This window comes from Variovorax sp. RO1, assembly GCF_002849325.1.
Taxonomy (GTDB): Bacteria; Pseudomonadota; Gammaproteobacteria; order Burkholderiales; family Burkholderiaceae_C; genus Variovorax.
Genome location: NZ_PKMT01000001.1, coordinates 1,503,047 through 1,521,037, shown reverse-complemented (window position 1 = coordinate 1,521,037; position 17,991 = coordinate 1,503,047). Strand labels below are relative to the sequence as shown.

Here is a 17,991-nt window from a genome sequence, read left to right as displayed (position 1 = left end):
ATCGCCATGCACGTCACCCGTTTCAGCGAGGCGCCGCACTACGAGGCGCCCAACCACTTCGACATGCGCTGCCTGCGCCTGCAAGGCAAGGAAGCCGGCCCCTCGACGCAGATGTGGATGGGCATGAGCCAGATCCTGCCCGGCGGCCACACCGGGCTCGATGGTTCGCCGATGGAAAAGCTGTACCTCGTGCTCGAGGGCGAGTTGCACATCGTCGGCGAACTCGACGGCGCACACCAGGAGGACGTGCTCCAGCCTTACGACAGCTGCCGCTTCGCGCCCGGCGAGAAGCGGCAACTCGAGAACCGCAGCAACCGCCCGGTGCTGGTGGCGCTGGTGATGCCGACCGCACCGCCCGGCTGACGCGCGCTCTCCTTTCTTAGTCATTCATCGCTCACACCAACAAATCAACGGAGACAAGACGCATGAAGCAGACATTCCCCTGGAGCCGCCGACAGGCGCTCACGATCGCCGCGGCACTCGCGGCCTGCACGCTCGGCGGCGCGCACGCACAAGGCGCGTGGCCGGGCACGCAACCGATCAAGCTGGTCGTGCCCTTCACGGCGGGCAGCGGCACCGACATCGTCGCGCGCCTCGTCGCCGAAAAGCTGGGGCCCGCGCTGGGCACCAGCGTGATCGTCGACAACCGCCCCGGCGCGGGCGGCACGCTGGGCGCGGCCATCACCGCCAAGGCGCCGGCCGATGGCTACACGCTGCTGGTGCATTCGGCCGGCCACCTCGTGAACCCGTGGATCTACAAGGGCCTGTCGTACGACACGCAGAAAGACTTCACGGGCGTGACGCCGATGGCCAGCCTGCCCAACGTGCTGGTGACCGCGCCCTCGCACTTCACCGATGTGAAAGACCTCGTGGCCAAGGCAAAGGCCAAGCCCGGCGGTCTGAACTACGGCTCCGCGGGCAACGGCTCGGCCACGCACATGAATGCCGAGGTGTTCCGCCTCGCGGCCGGTGTCGATGCGCAGCATGTGCCCTTTCGCGGCACGCCCGAAGCCATGACCGAGGTGATGGCTGGACGCGTCGACTGGTTCTTCGCGCCGATGGTGTCGGCGCTGCCGCTGATCAAGAGCGGCAAGCTGAAGGCGCTGGCCGTGGGCACCGCCGGCCGCTCGTCCGCCCTGCCCGACGCACCCACCACCGTGGAAGCCGGCGTGCCGGGCTCGGCCTACCTGTTCTGGGTCGGCCTGTTCGCGCCCGCCAGGACGCCGCAGCCCGTGGTGGAACGGCTGCAGGCCGAGGTCGCGAAGATCATGGTGTCGCCCGAGCTGAAGGACCGACTGGAGAAGCTCGGCGCCGAGCCCTTCACCATGCCCACGGCGCAGTTCAACAAGTTCATCGCCGACGAGACCGCGAAGGCACAGCAGGTGGTCAAGGCCGCAGCCATCAAGGTGGACTGACCTCAGCGCAGCAGCGCCGCCAGCACCGGCGCAAGCCCCGCACCACCGGCCACCGCAGCTGCCGAAGCGCCCCACGCCACGGCACGCGCGCGGTACGGCAACAACAGCGCCACCGGCAGTGCCCCCGCTGACAGGAAGCCCAGCCACGCGACCGTCCCGACCGTGGCGCCCCACGCCATCACGCAAGGCACGACGGCCGCGGCCAGCAGCAGCACGCCCACCACGCGCAACGCCGTGCGCCGGCGCGCGGGCACTTCACGTCCACGCGTCAGCTGCTCATGGTGCCGGTCCATGGCAAAGCTCAGGCACGCCATGCCTGCATACGCCAGCGCGAAGCCCAGCAACGAAGCCCACACCGTCGTCATCGCGCCACCTTCCGCCGCAGATGACGCAACGCGCCCAGCGCCGCGAGGCCGAAGGCCACGACGCCCAGTTCGACGCCGAGGCTTTCCCAATCACTGCGCAACAGCTGCGCCAGCAGGTGATCGCCCGTGGTCACGAAATTGAGCACCGGCAACAGCAGGCACAGCGCGGCCAGCGCACCGAGCTGCTCGCGCCACGCACGCGCCGGTTGGCGCACGAAGGCATGCACCAGCGCCAGCGCCCACAGCGCGAAGAAGACCTGCAACTCGCGGTCGGCGCGGTGCCCGATACCGACCGGCACCAGCCGGTTGGCCCACAGATAACCCACGCAGGCGATGGCGAGCCCGGCGATGGCCGCGACGTTCAGCGCTTCGACCAGCCGGTAGACCCGCGCCGTCGCGCCGCCGAATTCGCCGAGGTGCTTCTGCCGACGCTTGACGATGAACAGCACCGCGCCCGAACCCATCATCGCGGTGCCCGCGAGCCCGCACAAAAAGTAGAGCCACTTCATCGGCCAGCCGCCGAAGGTGACCATGTGCAGCCCGCTCATGGCCGACTGCGCGAGCATGGCCGCGCCGCCGTCGGCGGCGCCCGGCAGGCGCACGCGCTGCACCTCGCCGGTGGCAGCCGAGAACTGCACCATGCCGGTGGTGGCGCTGAGCCTGCGCGCGGATTCGTCGTCGCCGTTCCATCCGTACACGCCGATGCGCGCAGCCGCGTCGCCCGGGTGGTCGATGACGACCGCGCGCACGGGTTGGCCCATGCGTTCCTGGCCGCGCGCGGCAAAGGGTTCGAGCACGGGCACGGGCATCGCGCGGCCGGTGGCGGCGGGCTTGTCGCTGTCGCCCAGCTCGGACACGAAGCGCACCTGCGCCGCCGGGCCCGTGCCGTAGTGCAGCACCTTGCTGGCGGGCATGAATGTGGTGCCCGAGATCACGAGGCCGGTGTAGGCGATCATGAACTGGAAGGGCAGCGTCAGCACCGCCACGGCGTTGTGCGCGTCGAGCCAGCTGCGCTGGCCCTTTTTGGGCCGGAAGGTGAAGAAGTCCTTGAAGATGCGCTTGTGCGTGATGACGCCCGACACCAGCGCCACCAGCATCGCCATCGCGGCGATGCCGACGATCCACAGGCCGACGGTGCCGGCGTGCAGCTCGTAGTGAAAGTCGACGAAGTGGTGGCCGCCGAGCGTGGCGCGCGCCGTGTGGCCGCCTTCTTCCGTCAGCAGCTTGCCGGTGGCGGGGTCGAGTGCAACGCCCGCGTACTGCCGGTTGGCGTCGAACCAGAACACGCGCAGCTCGCCGCCGCCCTGTGCGTCCGAAGGCCACAGCTCCCACATCGGGGCGCCCGGGTGGTGCTCGGCCATGTAGGCCATGCCCCAGGCCAGGCGCTGCGCGCGGTCGCCCGTGGGTTCGCCCTTCTCTTTCTTGGCTGCGGCGGCGGCTTCCTCGGCGTGATGCTCCGGGGTCATCCAGTGGGTGATGGGCTCGTCGAACACGGCCAGCGTGCCGGTGAGGAACACAGCGAACAGCAGCCACGAGAACCACAGGCCGCACCAGGTGTGCAGCCAGGCCTGGGCCTGGCGGAAGCCGCCGCCTTGCGACGGCGCCTTGGTTGTCTTCGTGCTCATGCCCCGCCTCCCGCGCCGCGCAAGGCCAGGCCGAGCCCGGCCAGCACCACGGCCGGCAACAGCAAGCCGGCCCAGGCGCGCGGCAGCGACACGGGCGCAAACGCCCAGATCACGGCAACGGTGTAGACCGCGAAGCTGAACTGCATGCCCCCGAGCGCAGCCTCGGCGGGGCCGGCCGGCAGCACGGCGGCCAGGAAGACGGCGGCGGCCGAGGCCAGCGCGTAGCCGCCGAACACGGCGGCCGCGACGCGGGACAGCAGCCGCAGGGCGGGAGAAAAGGTGGAAGAGCGGGTGTTCATCGGGGACCGGGGGGACAGGAAAGCGGGACACGGAAATGCGCCCCTCCCCTACATGACAAACGAGAACGAAAAAAGGGTCATGCCCCCGCCCTTTCGTCTTGCTTTTTTCCGGTCAGAACGCGTAACTGAGCGTCGCCACCGCGTTGCGCGGCGTGCCGAAGTAGGCCTGCCCGTCGATGTTGCTGTAGTACTTCTTGTCGAAGAGGTTCTCGATGTTCAGCTGCAGCGCCAGTTTGGGCGTGAAGGCGTAGCGCGCCATCAGGCTCACGACCGCGCGCGAACCCTGCTGGTAGCGCAGGTCGATGTCGCCCAGGCTGTACGCGTAGTACGTGCGGTTCTGCCAGTTGATGCCGCCGCCCAGCGTGAGCTGGTGCCATTCGCCGGGCAGCCGGTAGGTGGTGAACAGCGTGGCCTGCGTGGTCGGCATGGCGGTGTTGATGCGGTCGCCGTTGCCTTCGCGGCCCAGCGTGCGCGCGATGCCCGCGCTCAGCTGCCAGCCCGGGGCCAGCTCGCCCGACACCTGCAGCTCGATGCCCTTGCTGGTCACGCCGCGTGCGCCGTAGTAGGCGCCTTCGCTCGAGTTGGGCACGAGCTTGGTGCCGTCGCGCTGCGCCACGTTCTCCTGCTCGGCGCGGAACACGGCGATGGAGGTGTTGAGCTTGCCGTTCAGGTGCTCGCCCTTGAGGCCGATCTCGTAGCTCTTGCCGGTCACCGGATCGAGGTAGGCGCCGCCGGCGTCGCGGTAGTTCTGCGGCTGGAAGATGTCGGTGTAGCTCGCGTACACCGAGTAGTTCTGGCTCAGGTCGTACACCAGGCCCGCGTAGGGCGTGAACACCTCGTGCTTGCGCGTGGTCGGGGTGTCGGCGGTCAGGCGCGTGGAGCGCCAGCTGTTCTGCCGGCCGCCCACGATGAGCTTGAGTGAATCGGCCAGCGACAAGCGCGCGGCGCCGTAATAGCCGGTCTGGCGCGTCTTGGTGATGCCCGAGACCTTCAGCGGGTCCCAGGCCGGCTCGGGGTACGACGACGCATTCCAGTTGTAGAAGCTGCCGGTGTTGGGCAACGCACTGGTGCGCGGATGGCTGGCCTCCACGTAGCGCGACTGGCTGTTGGTGACGCCCACCACGAGCTCGTGCGTGCGGCCCAGCAACTTGAACGGGCCAGTGGCCTGCAGGTCGAGGCTGTTCTGGCGGAACTCGTGCTCGAAGTAGCCGGGCAGCGAGCCCAGGCCGCGGCCGGTGAAGCGGTCGAGGCCGCCGAAGAGGTACAGCAGCTTGGCGTTCTGCTTGCTCTCGCGGTGCGAACCGTTGGCCTTGAGCTTCCAGCCGTTGTCGAACTGGTGCGTGAGGTTCGCGAAGGCCGTGGTGGTGGTCGTGTCCCAGTGGGTCCACGGCGTGCCGATGGTCTTGGAGCGGTCCCAGCGCGTGGCCGTGCCATCGCTGAAGGTCAGCGGCAGGCCGCCCCAGGTCGACGACGTGGGGCGCGTGGCCTGCGACTCGATGCCCACGCTCAGCGTGGTGTTCGGCGAGAGGTCGGCATCGACCACGCCATACAGCACGTGCTTGCGGCCGTGGTACATGTCGATGAAGGAATCGCGGTCTTCCGTCATGCCGATGATGCGGGCGCGCACGCGGCCGTCTTTCGTCACCGGGGTCTGCAGGTCGACCGTGCCGCGGCGCAGGTTCCACGAGCCCAGCGCGAGCGACGCGCTGCCGGCGAACACCTTGCTGTCGGCGTGCTTGCGCACCAGGTTGACCGAGGCCGACGGGTTGCCCGCGCCGGTGAGCAGCCCGGTCGAGCCGCGCACGACCTCGATGCGGTCGTACAGCACCGGGTCGTTGGTGGAGGCGCCGAAGAAGTCGGTCGTGACCGTGGTCGGCACGCCGTCGTACTGGTAGTTGTCGATGTAGAAGCCGCGCGCGTACAGGTCGGTGCGGTCGCTGTCGGAGCTCACGGCAAACACGCCGGGCACGTTCTGCATGGCCTGGCCGAGCGACAGCAGGTTCTGGTCGTCGATCTGCTGGCGCGTGATCACGGTGACCGACTGTGGTGTCTCGCGCGGCGACAGCGCCAGCCCCGTGGCCGCCGCCGTGGCGCGCGTGGTGTAGCTGCCGGTGCCTTCGCTGGTGCCGCTGCGGTCGGCGTCGGCCGTGACGGTGACGGGCGAGAGCGTGTCGATGCCGCCCTGCCCCGCGTTCCCTGCAACGGGTGCGCCGGCCTCGCGACGGTTCAGCGTGTAGCTGCCGTCGGTGCGTGCGACCACCTGCAGGCCGCTGCCCGCGAGCAGGCGCTCGATGGCTTCGCGCGCGGTGTAGCGGCCCGAAATTGCGGGGCTGCTGCGCCCCTGCGTCAGCGCGGGGTCGAACGACAGCGCGATGCCGTTGCCGGCCGCGAAGGTGGCCAGCGTGCGACCGAGCGGGCCGGCGGGAATGTCGTACGCGCGGGACGCCGCAGCGTCGAGCGACGGCGACGCCTGCGCGAAGGCCGGCCCTCCCGCGCCGGCCAGGCCGCCGAGGGCGAGCGCCATCAGGGCGTGGCGAAGGACGGTGTTCAGGCGGCGCTCTGCGAACGGGCGCAAGGCGGACGGGCGGGATGCGGGCATGGAGACGGGCCTTTCGGTTGGGCAACGGTGAGTTCTTCACCCTCCTTGCCAGCCGAAACGAAAAAAAGTCTCACCCCCGGATCGAAATTTTTTTCGAAGCGCCCGTCGCGCCTACTTCAGCCGCGCGCGGCACGAGCGTGACCCAGTAGCCGCGCAGGCGCGTGGCCGCGTCCACCGGATAGGTCGACACCAGCATGCGCAGCACGCCGTCGGTGTCGGCCAGTGGAAAGGCGCCCGAGATGCGCAGGTCGGCTACGGCCGCATCGCACTGCAGCAGGCCGGGGCGGTAGCGCGACAGCTCGGCGGCGAAGTCGGCCAGCCGCATGCCGTCGGCGAGCAGCATGCCCTGCGTCCAGGCCAGCACCGAGGCGTCTGCCGCGCTGACGTTGTCGATGCCGTCGGCCGTGAACCGGGCCTGCTGCCCCGCCGGCAGCACGCGCGCGGCAGCGCGGTCGGGCGTAATGCGCACCGCGCCTTCGAGCACGGCGATGTGGGTGGCGCCGCCCGCTTCCTTGCGCACGCTGAAGCGCGTGCCCAAGGCTTCCAGCGTGCCGCCGGCGCTGGCCACGCGGAACGGACGGTGCGCGGCGGCGGGGTCGGGCGCGGTGGCGATGAAGATCTCGCCCGCGTGCAGCACGATGAGGCGCTGCGTGCCGTCGAAGTGCACATCGACCGCGCTGGCGGTGTTGAGTGTGAGGCGGCTGCCGTCGGCCAGCCGCAGGTCGCGGCGCTCGCCGGTGCCGGTGCGGTGCCCGGCCATCCAGCCGTGCTCGCCGGCCGCCTCAACCGCCTGCCAGCCGAGCCAGCCGGCGGGCACGGCCGCGAGCAGCGCGGCCAGCCGGCCGAGGGTGGCGCGGCGGTTGTTGCCATTCCCGCGTGCGGGCCGCGCGAGCGATGACATGGCCAGCGCCGGCGGCAGGCCGCCGAGCTTGTTCATCAGCAGCTCGGCGCGCGCCCAGGCGCGGGCGTGGTCGGGATGGCTCTGGCGCCAGCGCTCGCAGGCGCGACGGTCTTCGTCGGTGACGGCGCTGTCGTGCAGCCGCATCAGCCATTCGGCGGCTTCGTCGAGCACACGAGGCGCGAGTGCCGACGTTTCGAAATTCATCGCGCTCATTCCATCACCGCCAGGCAGCCGCGGAAGCCCTGCTGCATGTAGCGCTTGACCGTGACGAGCGACACGCCCAGCTCGCGCGCGATGTCCTCGTACTTCATGCCGTCGAGCTGCGACAGCAGGAAGGCCCGGCGTGCGAGCGGCTTGAGGGCGTCGAGCATGGCGTCGATCTCGTGCAGCGTCTGCAGGATCACCAGCCGCTGCTCGGGCGACGGCGCCTCGGGCTCGGGCATCACGGCCAGCGCCTCGAGGTAGGCACGCTCCAGTGCCTGGCGCTGGTACCAGTTCACGAGGATGTTCTTGGCCACGCTCGTGAGGTAGGCGCGCGGCTGCGCAATGACCTCGGGGTTGCGCGCCGTCAGCAACCGCGCGAAGGTGTCCTGCGCCAGGTCGGCCGCGTCACACGAGTTGCCGAGCTTCTTGCGCAGCCACGACTGGAGCCAGCCATGGTGGTCGCTGTAGAGGGTGTGGACTTGCTGGAAGGCGGCTTCGGCAGCGGACATGGCGGGCGGCACGGCGGCGGAAGCTCCGCCTACAAATAAGAATTATTCTCATTTTAAGCAAAAAGGCCGCACCCTGGGCCTGCCCGCCTCATCTGCCCGTGGTCAAGCCGCCGCCGGCTGCTCGGCTTCCTGCAGCAACCGCCACATCACCTTCCCACTCCCGCTCTTCGGCAGCGCATCCACAAACGCCACCTTGCGCGGAATCTTGTAGACCGCCATGTTCTCGCGGCACCAGTCGATGATCTGCTGCTCGGTCGTGTCCTTGTGCGTGGCGCGCAGCACCACCACGGCCTTGACCGATTCACCGCGGTAGTCGTCCTTGGTCGAGATCACGCACGCTTCCTGGATCGCGGGGTGGCGGAACATCAGCAACTCGACCTCGGCCGGCCACACCTTGAAGCCGCTCGCGTTGATCATGCGTTTCAAGCGGTCGGTGATGAAGAAGTAGCCCTCCTCGTCCATGCGGCCCATGTCGCCCGAGCGGAAGAAACGCTTGCCCTCGAACTCGACAAAGGCGGCCCTCGTGGCGTCGGGGCGCTTCCAGTAGCCCTGGAACACCTCGGGGCCGTGGATGATGATTTCGCCCGATTCGCCGATGGGCATTTCTTGCAGCGTGTCGGGGTCGACCACGCGCGCGTCGGTGCTCATGAACGGAATGCCCAGGCACTGCTGCTTGGGGTGGTCCGAGGGGTTGGTGTGGGAGGGCGCGGCGGTCTCGGTGAGGCCGTAGCCTTCCTGGTACTTCAGGCCGTACTGCTCGAACAGGCGCTGCGCCACGGCCTGCGGCATGGCGGCGCCGCCGCCGCCGATGTGGGTCATGCTCGTGAGGTCGTAGCTCGCGAAGTTGGGGCTGGCCATGAGGTCGATGACCATGGTCGGGATGTTGGTCCAGCTCGTGACCTTCCAGCGCGAGATGAGCCGGCCCGCCACGTCACGGTCCCAGCGCGGCATGATGACCAGCGTGGCCGCCGCGAGGATCGACGTGTGCATCATGCTCACCACGCCGGTGATGTGGAACATCGGCACCACGGCCAGCACCACCGCCTCCGACGTCGCCTGGCCCCAGAGCTGGCCGGCCATCGCGTTGTGCATGAGGCTCGAATGGTGGTGCACGCAGCCCTTGGGCAGGCCGGTGGTGCCGCTGGTGTAGGGCAGCAGCGCCATGTCGTTGGCGCCCACCACATGCGCGGGCGCCGGGTGGCCGGCCGCGAGCGCGTCGGTCCACGCCGTCACCTGGCCGCCGGCCAGCGCGGGCAGCGGGTGGCGCGTGCCGAGCCAGTCGGCCCAGGCCGGCGCGGGAGCGTCGTCGCCGGTCACGTTGGCATCGAAGGCGTCGGTGAACTGGGTCACGATGACGTGCGACAGACGCTGCTCGGCCGGCAACGCATCGCTGGCCTTGGCCAGCTCGGCCGCGAGGTCGCCGGTGGTGATCGCCACCTTGGCATCGGGGTCGGTGATGTAGTGCTTGAGTTCTTCGGCCCGGTTCATCGGGTTGACCGGCACCACGACAGCATTGGCGCGCAGGATCGCGAAATGCGCGATCACCAGCTGCGGGCAGTTCTGCATGTTCAGCACCACGCGGTCGCCGCGCTGAACGCCCAGCGCATGCAGCGTGCCGGCCAGCCGCTCGACCTGGTCGGCCACGTCGCGGTAGCTCAGCACGCGGCCGAAGAAGACCAGCGCGGCCTTGTCGGGGTAGCGCGCCGCCGAGGTCGCGAGGTTGTGCCACAGCGAGGTGGCGGGCACGGTGATCGAATGCGGGAGGCGCTTGGGCCAGAACTTGTAATGCGGGCGTGGTTGCATGGTCTGTGAGCAGGCGGGGAAAAGGAAGGGAAGAAAGCGGTGCAAAAAAGGCGCAGCGCGCCAGCCTAAGACGCACCGGCCGCCGCTCCCATCGGGGAAGCCCTCGGGGCGTCACCTTGGCGACGCCCATTTGTCGTACGTCAGTCAGGCGAACGCATCGGCTATCGTGCGGGCTCCGCTTCACCTGCGCCTGCCTGCCATGCCTGATTCCGCCCGACAAACCCTCCGCCGACGCATCGTCCTCTTCGGTGCCACGCTGGCCGCGACAGGCTGCGCGCTGGTCTCCCGGTTCGGACCGCAGGAGTCGGCGACATCCTCGCAGCCCAAGGAGCCACCGACGTGGTTCATGGCCGACTGCTGGCTCGGCACCGAGGAAGTGGTTCCGCCCCTTGCCAGAAAAAGCAGCAAGGGCGGCGGCTCGATGTTCGGAACACTGACGCTCGCCACCGGCAGGTTCCAGTGGCGCGTGAACTACGCGCGCCTGAGCGGGCCGGCGACGCTCGCGGGCTTTTATGGCCCGGCCGCCAAGGGCAGCAACGGCCCGCTGGTGATTCAGCTGCCGCCGCACAGCCAGGCCGAGCGCCGCGACCCGGACGGGGACGGCTACGAGCTGACCGGCACGAGCACGTTGACGCCGGCACAAATGGCCGACCTCATGGCCGGCCTCTGGTACGTCAGCGTGTCGACCCAGGCCTGGCCGGCGGGCGAAGTCCGGGGGCAGATGAAGCACAGCACGGCCGGCGTGCACGGCGTCTGACATCGGCCCCGCGCGCGATCATCGCCACGCGCGATGCGCCCTGCGACTACAGACAGGCGCGGCTTTCGGAGCGATACCTGCGGTTCTCCCTCCGAGCAACCCTCCACCACCCCGACTGAAGGAATAGCCATGGCAGCAGAAAAGCACGCAAGCGTTCACTGGGAAGGCGCCGGCAAGACCGGCAAGGGCCAGGTCAGCACCGAGACCGGCGCCTTGAAAGACTATCCCTACGGCTTCGCCAGCCGCTTCGAAGACGACCGGCGCGGCACCAACCCCGAGGAAATCGTCGGCGCGGCCCATGCGGCCTGCTTCACGATGGCCTTTGCCTTCGCACTCGAAAAAGAAGGCCTGACCGCCACCAAGATCGACACCCGCGCCGCCGTGCGGCTGGCCAAGGACGGCGACGGCTTCAAGATCGACCGCATCGCGCTGGAACTCGACGCCAGCGTGCCGAACCTCGACGAGGCGAAGTTCCAGCAGATCGCCGCCGCCGCGAAGGCCGGCTGCCCGCTGTCGAAAGCGCTGGCGAGCGTGCCCGAGATCACGCTGAAGGCGACGCTGGCCGGCTGACCGCGCTGCTTATGATCGTCTCCACAACAAGGAGACGGATCATGAACAAGCCCACCCGGACCGCACTGGCGGTCCTTTCTTTCGCCCTCGGCGCGCTCGGCACAACGGCCGCCATGGCCGCCTACCCCGACAAGCCGATCAAGGTCGTCATCGGCTTCCCGGCCGGCGGCCCGCTCGACCAGCATGCGCGCCTGCTCACCGACAAGCTGCAGGCCGTGCTCGGCCAGCCGCTGATCGTCGACTACAAGCCCGGCGCGGGCGGTTCGGTGGGTGCCGACTTCGTCGCCAAGAGCCCGGCCGACGGCTACACGCTGATGCTGGCCAACACCGGCGTGGCGGTGATCAACGGCGCGCTCTACAGCAAGCTGCCCTACAACACGCAGCGCGACTTCGTGCCGATCGCGCGCACCGCCATGCAGCCGCTGGCGCTGCTGGTCACGCCCAAGCTGCCGGTGCAGAACCTGAAGCAGTTCATCGACTACGCCAAGGCACGGCCCGGCCAGATCAACTACGGCTCGGCCGGCAACGGCGGCATCAGCCACCTCGTGCCCGAGATGTTCAAGACCGCGACCGGTACCTTCATGGTGCACATCCCCTACCGCGGCAGCGCCCCGGCCTTCACCGACCTGATGGGCGGGCAGGTGCAGTTCATGGCCGAGTCGATTCCGCAGGCCGCCAACTATCACAAGCAGGGCAAGGTGCGCGCGCTGGCCGTGACCAGCCGCGAACGCAACCCCGCGCTGCCCGATGTGCCGACCGTCATCGAGTCGGGCGTGAAGGGCTTCGAGGTGGTGGGCTTCTACGGCTTCCTCGCGCCGAAGGACACGCCGAAAGACGTGGTCGCCAAACTCAGCGATGCGTTCAAGCAGGTGCTGACCAGCCCCGAGGTGCGCGAGCGCATGGTGAGCCAGGGTGCGGACCCGGCCTACCTGGGCAGCGAAGACTTCGCGCGCTTCCTGGCAACGGAAACGCCGCGCTGGGACAAGGCGGTGAAGGCGTCGGGCGCGCGGATGGATTGAGCCCCGCCAGCGTCCCTCACGTTCAAGGTGGCGTGGCCGCGTGCCGCTCCAGCTGTGCGCGATCGAGCAGCTCGATGCTGCGATAGCGCACGCGCAGCGTGCCGTCTTCTTCCCACAGCTTGAGCTGGCGGTTCACGCTCTGGCGCGACACGCCGAGCATGAACGACAGGTCTTCTTGCGACACGCCCAGCAGCGTGCCGCCACCGCCCTCCTCCGCCGGCGCGACCGCGCGCGCATCGAGGGTCAGCAACCGGTGCGCGAGCCGCACGGGCAGCGGCATCAGGATCACGTCGTCGATCCAGGCCAGCGCCTGGCGCAGCCGCAGGCACACGAGCCGCGTGAAGGCCATGTGCACGTCGGGGTGGTCGGCGATCAGCCGATGGAAGTCGGCCGCCGCGACCACGGCCATCTCGGTGGAGTCGACCGCGCAGGTGTCGTAGACGCGCTCGCGCCCCACGAGCAGCGACACCTCGCCGAACCAGTGCCCCGGCTCCAGCATCGCGATCACCGCCTCGCGCCCGCCCGGCGCGACCACGCTCACGCGCAATGAGCCGCTGACCACGCCGAACAACGCATCGGGCGACGAGCCCTTGTGGAACAGCGATTCGCCGCGCACCAGCGTGCGCCGATGCGCGACCGCGAGCAGCCGCTGCTGCACGTCTTCGGCCAGCCGCATGTCGCTGTTGTGCACAGGCGAGTGCTGCGCATCCGGCTCGGCGGGGCTGGCGAAAAGGGAGGACCGTGGCATCGCGGGTTTGTCCGGGGCGTCGATTGCCAACACCGGACAGTCTGGGTTCGAGGGGCTGTCGATAGTACGCAGGCCACCCGGGTCGACGCATTCGCGGCAACCCGATGTCCCCTGTCATCCCTGTCACATGGAGCACACCCCGATGAACAAACTGACCGACCTGCAAGCCCGCCGCGAGCGCCTCGTGCTCGACCATTTCGCCGACGAGACCCGGCAGGATTTCGACGCGGTGCTCGGCACCTTTCCGCATCCGCACTACGAGCTGATTCCCAGCGGCGAGGTGCACGACGGCATCGCCGACGTGCGCCAGTACTACACCGACACGCGCCGCGCCTTCCCCGACCAGCGGCACGAGATCATCCAGCTGCGCCATGCCGACGATTCGGTGATCGTCGAGTTCTGGCTGCTCGGCACGCACCGCGGCCCACTCAAGGGCCTGCCGCCGACGGGCAACAGCTTTCGCTGCCGCATGAACGCCTTCTTCATCTTCGAGGGCGACCGGCTGGTCTGCGAGCGCGTGTACTTCGACACGCTGACGATGCTGCGCCAGCTGCTGGTGGGTGTGCCCGCGGAGATGGTGGGCGGCCTGGTCGCCGGCCTGCTCGGCCAGCCGGCCCCGCAAGCCGAGGCCGCCACGGCATGACCGACACGCTCGCCCGGCCGCTCGAAGGGCGCCACGCGATCGTGACCGGCGGTGCGCGCGGCATCGGCCTGGCCATCGCGCGGCGCTGCCTGGCGAGCGTTGCGTTCAGGGCGAGTGCCCAGGCCACCGGGTACTTCCCCCCGCGAATGTCCCCCGGGCTTCGCCCTCCTCCTTGATTTCGCTGCGGGAAGCACCCAGTGCCCTGCGCACGGGACGCAGCGCTGGTGTTCAGCCGATCAACGACTGCACTGTCCACCGCTCACGTCGATGGGGTGCCTTGCGCAGCGAAATTAAGGAGGAGCCGAAGGCGGGGGACATTCGCGGAGCAAGGCTCCCCGTCGGCGGGAGCGTCGCCCTGAACGACACCGCACGTCGAAAAACCAACACGGCCGAATACAGGAGACGACCATGACCCGAGACCCCGACCCCACCGGCTTCGCGCAGATCACCGAACTCGACGGCACGCGCAACGCCGTCCTGCCGCAAGAACGCCTGCGCGCCATCCGCCACGGCGCCGAAGCCCTGCGCGAGCGCTTGCTCGACGCACCGCCCGTTCACTTCGCGCGCAGCTTCAACCTGCTGCGCATTCCGTACCCCGCGTGGTTCGCCTTCACCGGCGTGTACTCGCAGCAGCTGCTCAAGCCGCACATGGTGCATCTGCTGGCGCGCACCGTGCTCGTCCAGTACGACGACTTCGAAGGCCGACTGCGCACGCTGCTCTTCACGCCCGCCGACTTCGAGGCCGGCAACGAAACGCCCTACTTCAAGCGCCTGAGCGACCAGACGCCGAAGTTCCTGCACAAGGCCATCGCGCCGGTCTACCAGACCGTGCTGCAGGCGCTCGCCAGCTGCGGCGTGGCGCCCGAGCAGATCGACTACATCACCTACGACCACCTGCACACGCAGGACGTGCGCCGCTGGCTCGGCAGTGCGGGCGCGCCGGGCCTGCTGCCGAACGCGAAGCTGCTGGTGCATCGCCAGGAACTCGCGAATGTGCAGGGCCTCTTGCCCGTGCAGGCGGAGTGGTACTGCCCGCACGGCCTGGACGAGGTGCCCACCGAACGCATCGTCCCCTTCGACGGCAGCCTGCAGCTCGGCCGGGGCGTCGCGCTGGTCCACACGCCGGGGCACACCGAAGGCAACCATTCGCTGGTCTACCGCAGCGCCGACGGCCTGCGCGTGAGCAGCGAAAACGGCGTGGCGGCCGACAGCTGGGCGCCGCTGCAGTCGCGCCACAACGGCATCCGCCGCTATGCGCAGGCCACGGGCGCGGAAGTGATCCTCAACGGCAACACGCAAGAGAGCAGCAACGACCAGTACCTGTCGATGGTGCTCGAGAAGACGCTGGCGGGCACCTCGGCGCTGCACGGGTTCAGCAACGTCGTGCCGTCGGCCGAGTGCTCGCCCCACTGGCTGTTTCCGGGTGCGCCGACCAGCCACCTGTGGGGCGAAACCAGCTTCGGCACGCTCGTGCGGGCCTGAACTGCCGGCACACGCACCACAGCCAAAAAAGAGAAGGAGACACACCGATGAACACCGCCACCCTCGATGCCGCCGACGCGCGCACACCGGCCTCGGCCGATGCGCGCGAAGACGCCGCGCTCTTCCGCAAGATCACCTGGCGGCTGATGCCGCTGCTGTGCGCCTGCTACGTGCTGAACTACCTGGACCGCACCAACGTCGGCTACGCGCAGCTGCAGATGAAGGACCAGCTGGGCTTCAGCGACGCGGTGTTCGGCCTGGGCGCCGGCATCTTCTTCATCGGCTATGCAGTGTTCGAGATCCCGAGCAACCTGATGCTCGCAAAGATCGGCGTGCGCGCCACGCTGCTGCGCATCATGGGCCTGTGGGGCCTGGCCTCGGCGGCGATGCTGTTCGCCACCACGCCCACGCAGTTCTACGTGCTGCGCTTTCTCATCGGCGTGTTCGAGGCCGGCTTTGCACCGGGCGTGCTGTTCTATCTGACGCTGTGGTTTCCTTCGCGCCGCCGCGCGCAGGCGACCGCGCTGTTCTTCATGGCCTTCGGCGCGGCGCCCATCGTCGCAGGGCCGATCGCCGGGCTCACGATGACTTACCTCGACGGCGTGCTGGCGCTGCGCGGCTGGCAGTGGCTGTTCCTGCTCGAAGGCCTGCCGAGCGTGCTGCTGGGCGTCATGGCCTTTCGCTTTCTGTCGAACAGCCCGGCGCAAGCGCCGTGGCTTTCGGCGGCCGAGAAGCAACGCGTGGCGCGCCTGCTGGCCGAGGACCAGGCCGCGCACGGCGCCACCGGGCGCCACACCTTCGGCGCGGCGATGCGCGACGGGCGCGTGTGGCTGATCGGCTTCATGTCCTTCCTGATCATCCTGGGCATCTATGCGCTGTCGTTCTGGCAACCGACGATCCTGAAGTCGATGGGGCCCAGCGTGCTGCAGATCGGCTTCTATTCGGTGATTCCCGCCATCGCAGGCATTGCGGCCAACATCCTCGTGGGGCGCCACTCCGACCGGCACCAGGAACGCCGCTGGCACTTCGCGCTGGGCGCGCTCGCGGGCGCGGCCGGGCTGGCGCTGACCACGTTCTTCATGCAGAGCCCCGTGGCCGCCGTGCTGTGCCTGGCGCTGGCATCGATGGGCATCTCGAGCGCCTTCACCGTGCTGTGGGCGATTCCCGGCAGCTTCATGTCCAAGAGCGCCGCGGCGGCAGGCATTGCGCTCATCAGCACCATCGGCGGCAGCGCGGGGCTGGTGGCGCCGATGATGGTGGGCGCGCTCAAGACGCTCACGGGCGGTTTCACGGCCAGCCTTTATGTGCTGAGTGGTGCGCTGGTGCTGTCGGCGCTGCTCATGCTGGTGGCCCTGCCCCGGAGCGCGCTCGGCAAGCGGTAGCAGCGCGCACCGCAGACGCACCGCGATCCATTTCGGTGCACAGAGCTTGCATACCAGTTGGCACAGAAGCTGCTGGTATGCAGGCCTATGGCCATCTCCGCATCCGAAATCAGTGCACGCATCGTCGAAGCGGTGATGGCGCAGAAGCTCGCGCCCGGCGCGCGCCTGGGCGAGCAGCCGCTCGCGATGCTGTTCGACTGCAGCCGCACCATCGTGCGCGAGGCACTCACGCGGCTGGCGGCGCGCGGTATCGTCACGGTGAGCGCGCGGCGCGGCTGGTTCGTCATCGAGCCCTCGCAGGACGAGGCGCGCGAAGCCTTCGAGGCGCGGCGCGTAATCGAGTTGGGGCTCATCCGCAGTACGGGCCGGATCGACAAGGCCGCCCTGCGCCAATTGAAGGCGCACCTTCAGCGTGAAAAAGCCGCACTGAAAGAGAGCGACGTCGGCCACCGCAGCTTCCTGCTGGGCGACTTCCATGTGTGCCTGGCCGAGTGCCTGGGCAACACGCTGCTGGCCGACACGCTGCGCGACTTCACCGCGCGCACCACGCTGATCGCCATGCTCTACCAGAGCACGCACGACGCGGTGCAGTCGTGCGAAGACCACGTGCAGATCGTCGCGGCGCTGGAGCGCGGCGACCACGCCGCCGCCGAGGCGCTGATGGCCGAACACATCGGCACGGTGCAGTCGGCGCTGCGCGTACAGGCGCCCACCGACCCGCTCGCGCAGCTGCGCGACGCGCTGGCACCGCTCAACAACGGCACCCCCAACACCCCGACGCCGAAGCGCCGCCGCAAGGCCGCGCCTGCCGACGACGCCACCGATTCATCGACCTACCTAGGAGCCCTGCTATGACCACGTTCACCACTTCCGCATCCCGTCGCCTTGCCCTCGCACTGGCTTCCGTCGCCCTGCTCGCCGCCACCGGTGCCGCCCACGCGCAGAACGCGCTCGACAACGTGCTCAAGGCCAAGACCATCAAGATCGCGGTGCCCACCGACTACCCGCCGTATGGCTCGGTCGATCGCAACATGCAGCCGCAGGGCCTCGACGTGGAGATGGCGCAGCTCATCGCCGCCAAGCTCGGCGTGAAGGTCGAACTGGTGCCGGTGACCAGCGCGAACCGCATTCCCTACCTGCAGACACGCAAGGCCGACCTCGTGATCTCCACGCTCGGCAAGAACGTCGAGCGTGAGAAGGTGATCGACTTCAGTGCGGCCTACGCGCCCTTCTTTCAGGCCGTGTATGCGGGCAAGAGCATGAAGCTCACCAGCTTTGCCGACATGGCCGGCAAGACCGTCGCCGTGACGCGCGGCGCCATGGAAGACCAGGAACTGAACAAGGTGGTGCCGTCGAACGTCGACTACCGCCGCTTCGAGGACAACAACGCGACGATCGCGGCCTTCGTGGCCGGCCAGACGCAGACCATCGCCACCAGCGCGGCGGTGGCCGGCGACATGCTCGCCAAGAATCCGAAGGTGAGCGCCGAGTTCAAGCTGCTGCTGAAGGACAGCCCCTGCTTCATCGGCATCGCGAAGGGCGAAACCGCATTGAAGACGCGCGTCAACGAGATCATTGCCGCCGCCAAGAAGGACGGCACGCTCGACGCGATGTCCAAGAAGTGGCTCGGCAAGGTGGCCGGCGACCTGCCGGTCTGACCGGAAGACGCG

The 17,991-nt window shown here is 68.9% G+C and carries 19 protein-coding genes; 11 read left to right on the top strand and 8 right to left on the bottom strand.

Annotated features, from left to right (window positions below; all coding sequences use genetic code 11):
- Positions 1-6: 6 nt before the first annotated feature.
- Together CY658_RS07385 and CY658_RS07380 are read left to right on the top strand one after the other, a co-directional pair.
- Positions 7-363, top strand: coding sequence for a cupin domain-containing protein (locus tag CY658_RS07385; RefSeq protein ID WP_101489511.1), 357 nt, complete (start codon positions 7-9; stop codon positions 361-363).
- 62 nt (positions 364-425) lie between these two features.
- Positions 426-1,415 carry a tripartite tricarboxylate transporter substrate binding protein gene (locus CY658_RS07380; protein WP_101489510.1) on the top strand — a complete coding sequence of 330 codons (990 nt, stop codon included), beginning with the start codon at positions 426-428 and terminating at the stop codon, positions 1,413-1,415.
- A 2-nt stretch (positions 1,416-1,417) separates the two neighbouring features.
- Here CY658_RS07380 and CY658_RS07375 read toward each other — a convergent pair whose 3' ends face one another.
- From CY658_RS07375 to CY658_RS07345, 7 genes are all read right to left on the bottom strand, one after another.
- Positions 1,418-1,780 (bottom strand): DUF3325 domain-containing protein, encoded by a 363-nt coding sequence (locus tag CY658_RS07375; RefSeq protein WP_101489509.1) that lies wholly within the window; start codon positions 1,778-1,780, stop codon positions 1,418-1,420.
- Positions 1,777-3,405, bottom strand: a complete 1,629-nt coding sequence (locus CY658_RS07370; protein ID WP_101489508.1) for a PepSY-associated TM helix domain-containing protein — start codon at positions 3,403-3,405, stop codon at positions 1,777-1,779. The genes CY658_RS07375 and CY658_RS07370 overlap by 4 nt, the downstream gene beginning before the upstream one ends.
- The gene (locus tag CY658_RS07365) at positions 3,402-3,704 is read right to left on the bottom strand and encodes a DUF3649 domain-containing protein (protein WP_101489507.1); all 303 of its coding nucleotides are present in this window, start codon (positions 3,702-3,704) and stop codon (positions 3,402-3,404) included. Before CY658_RS07365 ends, CY658_RS07370 begins: the two co-directional genes overlap by 4 nt.
- Positions 3,705-3,816: 112 nt before the next feature.
- The gene (gene fhuE, locus CY658_RS07360; protein WP_101489506.1) at positions 3,817-6,303 is read right to left on the bottom strand and encodes a ferric-rhodotorulic acid/ferric-coprogen receptor FhuE; all 2,487 of its coding nucleotides are present in this window, start codon (positions 6,301-6,303) and stop codon (positions 3,817-3,819) included.
- A 70-nt stretch (positions 6,304-6,373) separates the two neighbouring features.
- The gene (locus CY658_RS07355; RefSeq protein ID WP_180838885.1) at positions 6,374-7,408 is read right to left on the bottom strand and encodes a FecR domain-containing protein; all 1,035 of its coding nucleotides are present in this window, start codon (positions 7,406-7,408) and stop codon (positions 6,374-6,376) included.
- 5 nt (positions 7,409-7,413) lie between these two features.
- The gene (locus CY658_RS07350; RefSeq protein ID WP_101489504.1) at positions 7,414-7,917 is read right to left on the bottom strand and encodes a sigma-70 family RNA polymerase sigma factor; all 504 of its coding nucleotides are present in this window, start codon (positions 7,915-7,917) and stop codon (positions 7,414-7,416) included.
- Between the two features lie 102 nt (positions 7,918-8,019).
- Entirely contained in the window at positions 8,020-9,720 is a 1,701-nt protein-coding gene (locus tag CY658_RS07345; RefSeq protein WP_101489503.1) for a long-chain fatty acid--CoA ligase, read from the bottom strand.
- A gap of 199 nt (positions 9,721-9,919) precedes the next feature.
- On the opposite strand from CY658_RS07345, the gene CY658_RS07340 reads away from it, so the two are divergent.
- The 3 genes from CY658_RS07340 to CY658_RS07330 all read left to right on the top strand — a co-directional run bounded on the left by CY658_RS07340 (position 9,920) and on the right by CY658_RS07330 (position 12,066).
- A complete protein-coding gene (locus CY658_RS07340; RefSeq protein ID WP_180838884.1) occupies positions 9,920-10,477 on the top strand; it encodes a CHRD domain-containing protein in 558 nt (185 codons plus the stop codon).
- Positions 10,478-10,606: 129 nt separating this feature from the next.
- Positions 10,607-11,047 carry an OsmC family protein gene (locus CY658_RS07335; RefSeq protein ID WP_101489501.1) on the top strand — a complete coding sequence of 147 codons (441 nt, stop codon included), beginning with the start codon at positions 10,607-10,609 and terminating at the stop codon, positions 11,045-11,047.
- A 41-nt stretch (positions 11,048-11,088) separates the two neighbouring features.
- Positions 11,089-12,066 carry a Bug family tripartite tricarboxylate transporter substrate binding protein gene (locus CY658_RS07330; RefSeq protein WP_101489500.1) on the top strand — a complete coding sequence of 326 codons (978 nt, stop codon included), beginning with the start codon at positions 11,089-11,091 and terminating at the stop codon, positions 12,064-12,066.
- A 22-nt stretch (positions 12,067-12,088) separates the two neighbouring features.
- Here the strand turns inward: CY658_RS07330 and CY658_RS07325 are convergent, their stop codons facing one another.
- Entirely contained in the window at positions 12,089-12,814 is a 726-nt protein-coding gene (locus CY658_RS07325; RefSeq protein WP_101489499.1) for a Crp/Fnr family transcriptional regulator, read from the bottom strand.
- Between the two features lie 142 nt (positions 12,815-12,956).
- On the opposite strand from CY658_RS07325, the gene CY658_RS07320 reads away from it, so the two are divergent.
- The 6 genes from CY658_RS07320 to CY658_RS07290 all read left to right on the top strand — a co-directional run bounded on the left by CY658_RS07320 (position 12,957) and on the right by CY658_RS07290 (position 17,979).
- Positions 12,957-13,457 (top strand): ester cyclase, encoded by a 501-nt coding sequence (locus CY658_RS07320; protein WP_101489498.1) that lies wholly within the window; start codon positions 12,957-12,959, stop codon positions 13,455-13,457.
- A complete protein-coding gene (locus tag CY658_RS33105) occupies positions 13,454-13,633 on the top strand; it encodes a hypothetical protein (RefSeq protein WP_308217195.1) in 180 nt (59 codons plus the stop codon). The genes CY658_RS07320 and CY658_RS33105 overlap by 4 nt, the downstream gene beginning before the upstream one ends.
- 232 nt (positions 13,634-13,865) lie before the next feature.
- On the top strand, positions 13,866-14,939 hold the full coding sequence (locus CY658_RS07310) for a hypothetical protein (RefSeq protein ID WP_101489497.1): 1,074 nt from the start codon (positions 13,866-13,868) through the stop codon (positions 14,937-14,939).
- A gap of 47 nt (positions 14,940-14,986) precedes the next feature.
- Entirely contained in the window at positions 14,987-16,321 is a 1,335-nt protein-coding gene (locus tag CY658_RS07305) for an MFS transporter (RefSeq protein WP_101489496.1), read from the top strand.
- An 87-nt stretch (positions 16,322-16,408) separates the two neighbouring features.
- Positions 16,409-17,176, top strand: a complete 768-nt coding sequence (locus CY658_RS07295; RefSeq protein WP_101490271.1) for a GntR family transcriptional regulator — start codon at positions 16,409-16,411, stop codon at positions 17,174-17,176.
- On the top strand, positions 17,173-17,979 hold the full coding sequence (locus CY658_RS07290) for a transporter substrate-binding domain-containing protein (RefSeq protein ID WP_101489495.1): 807 nt from the start codon (positions 17,173-17,175) through the stop codon (positions 17,977-17,979). The genes CY658_RS07295 and CY658_RS07290 overlap by 4 nt, the downstream gene beginning before the upstream one ends.
- Positions 17,980-17,991 lie beyond the last annotated feature (12 nt).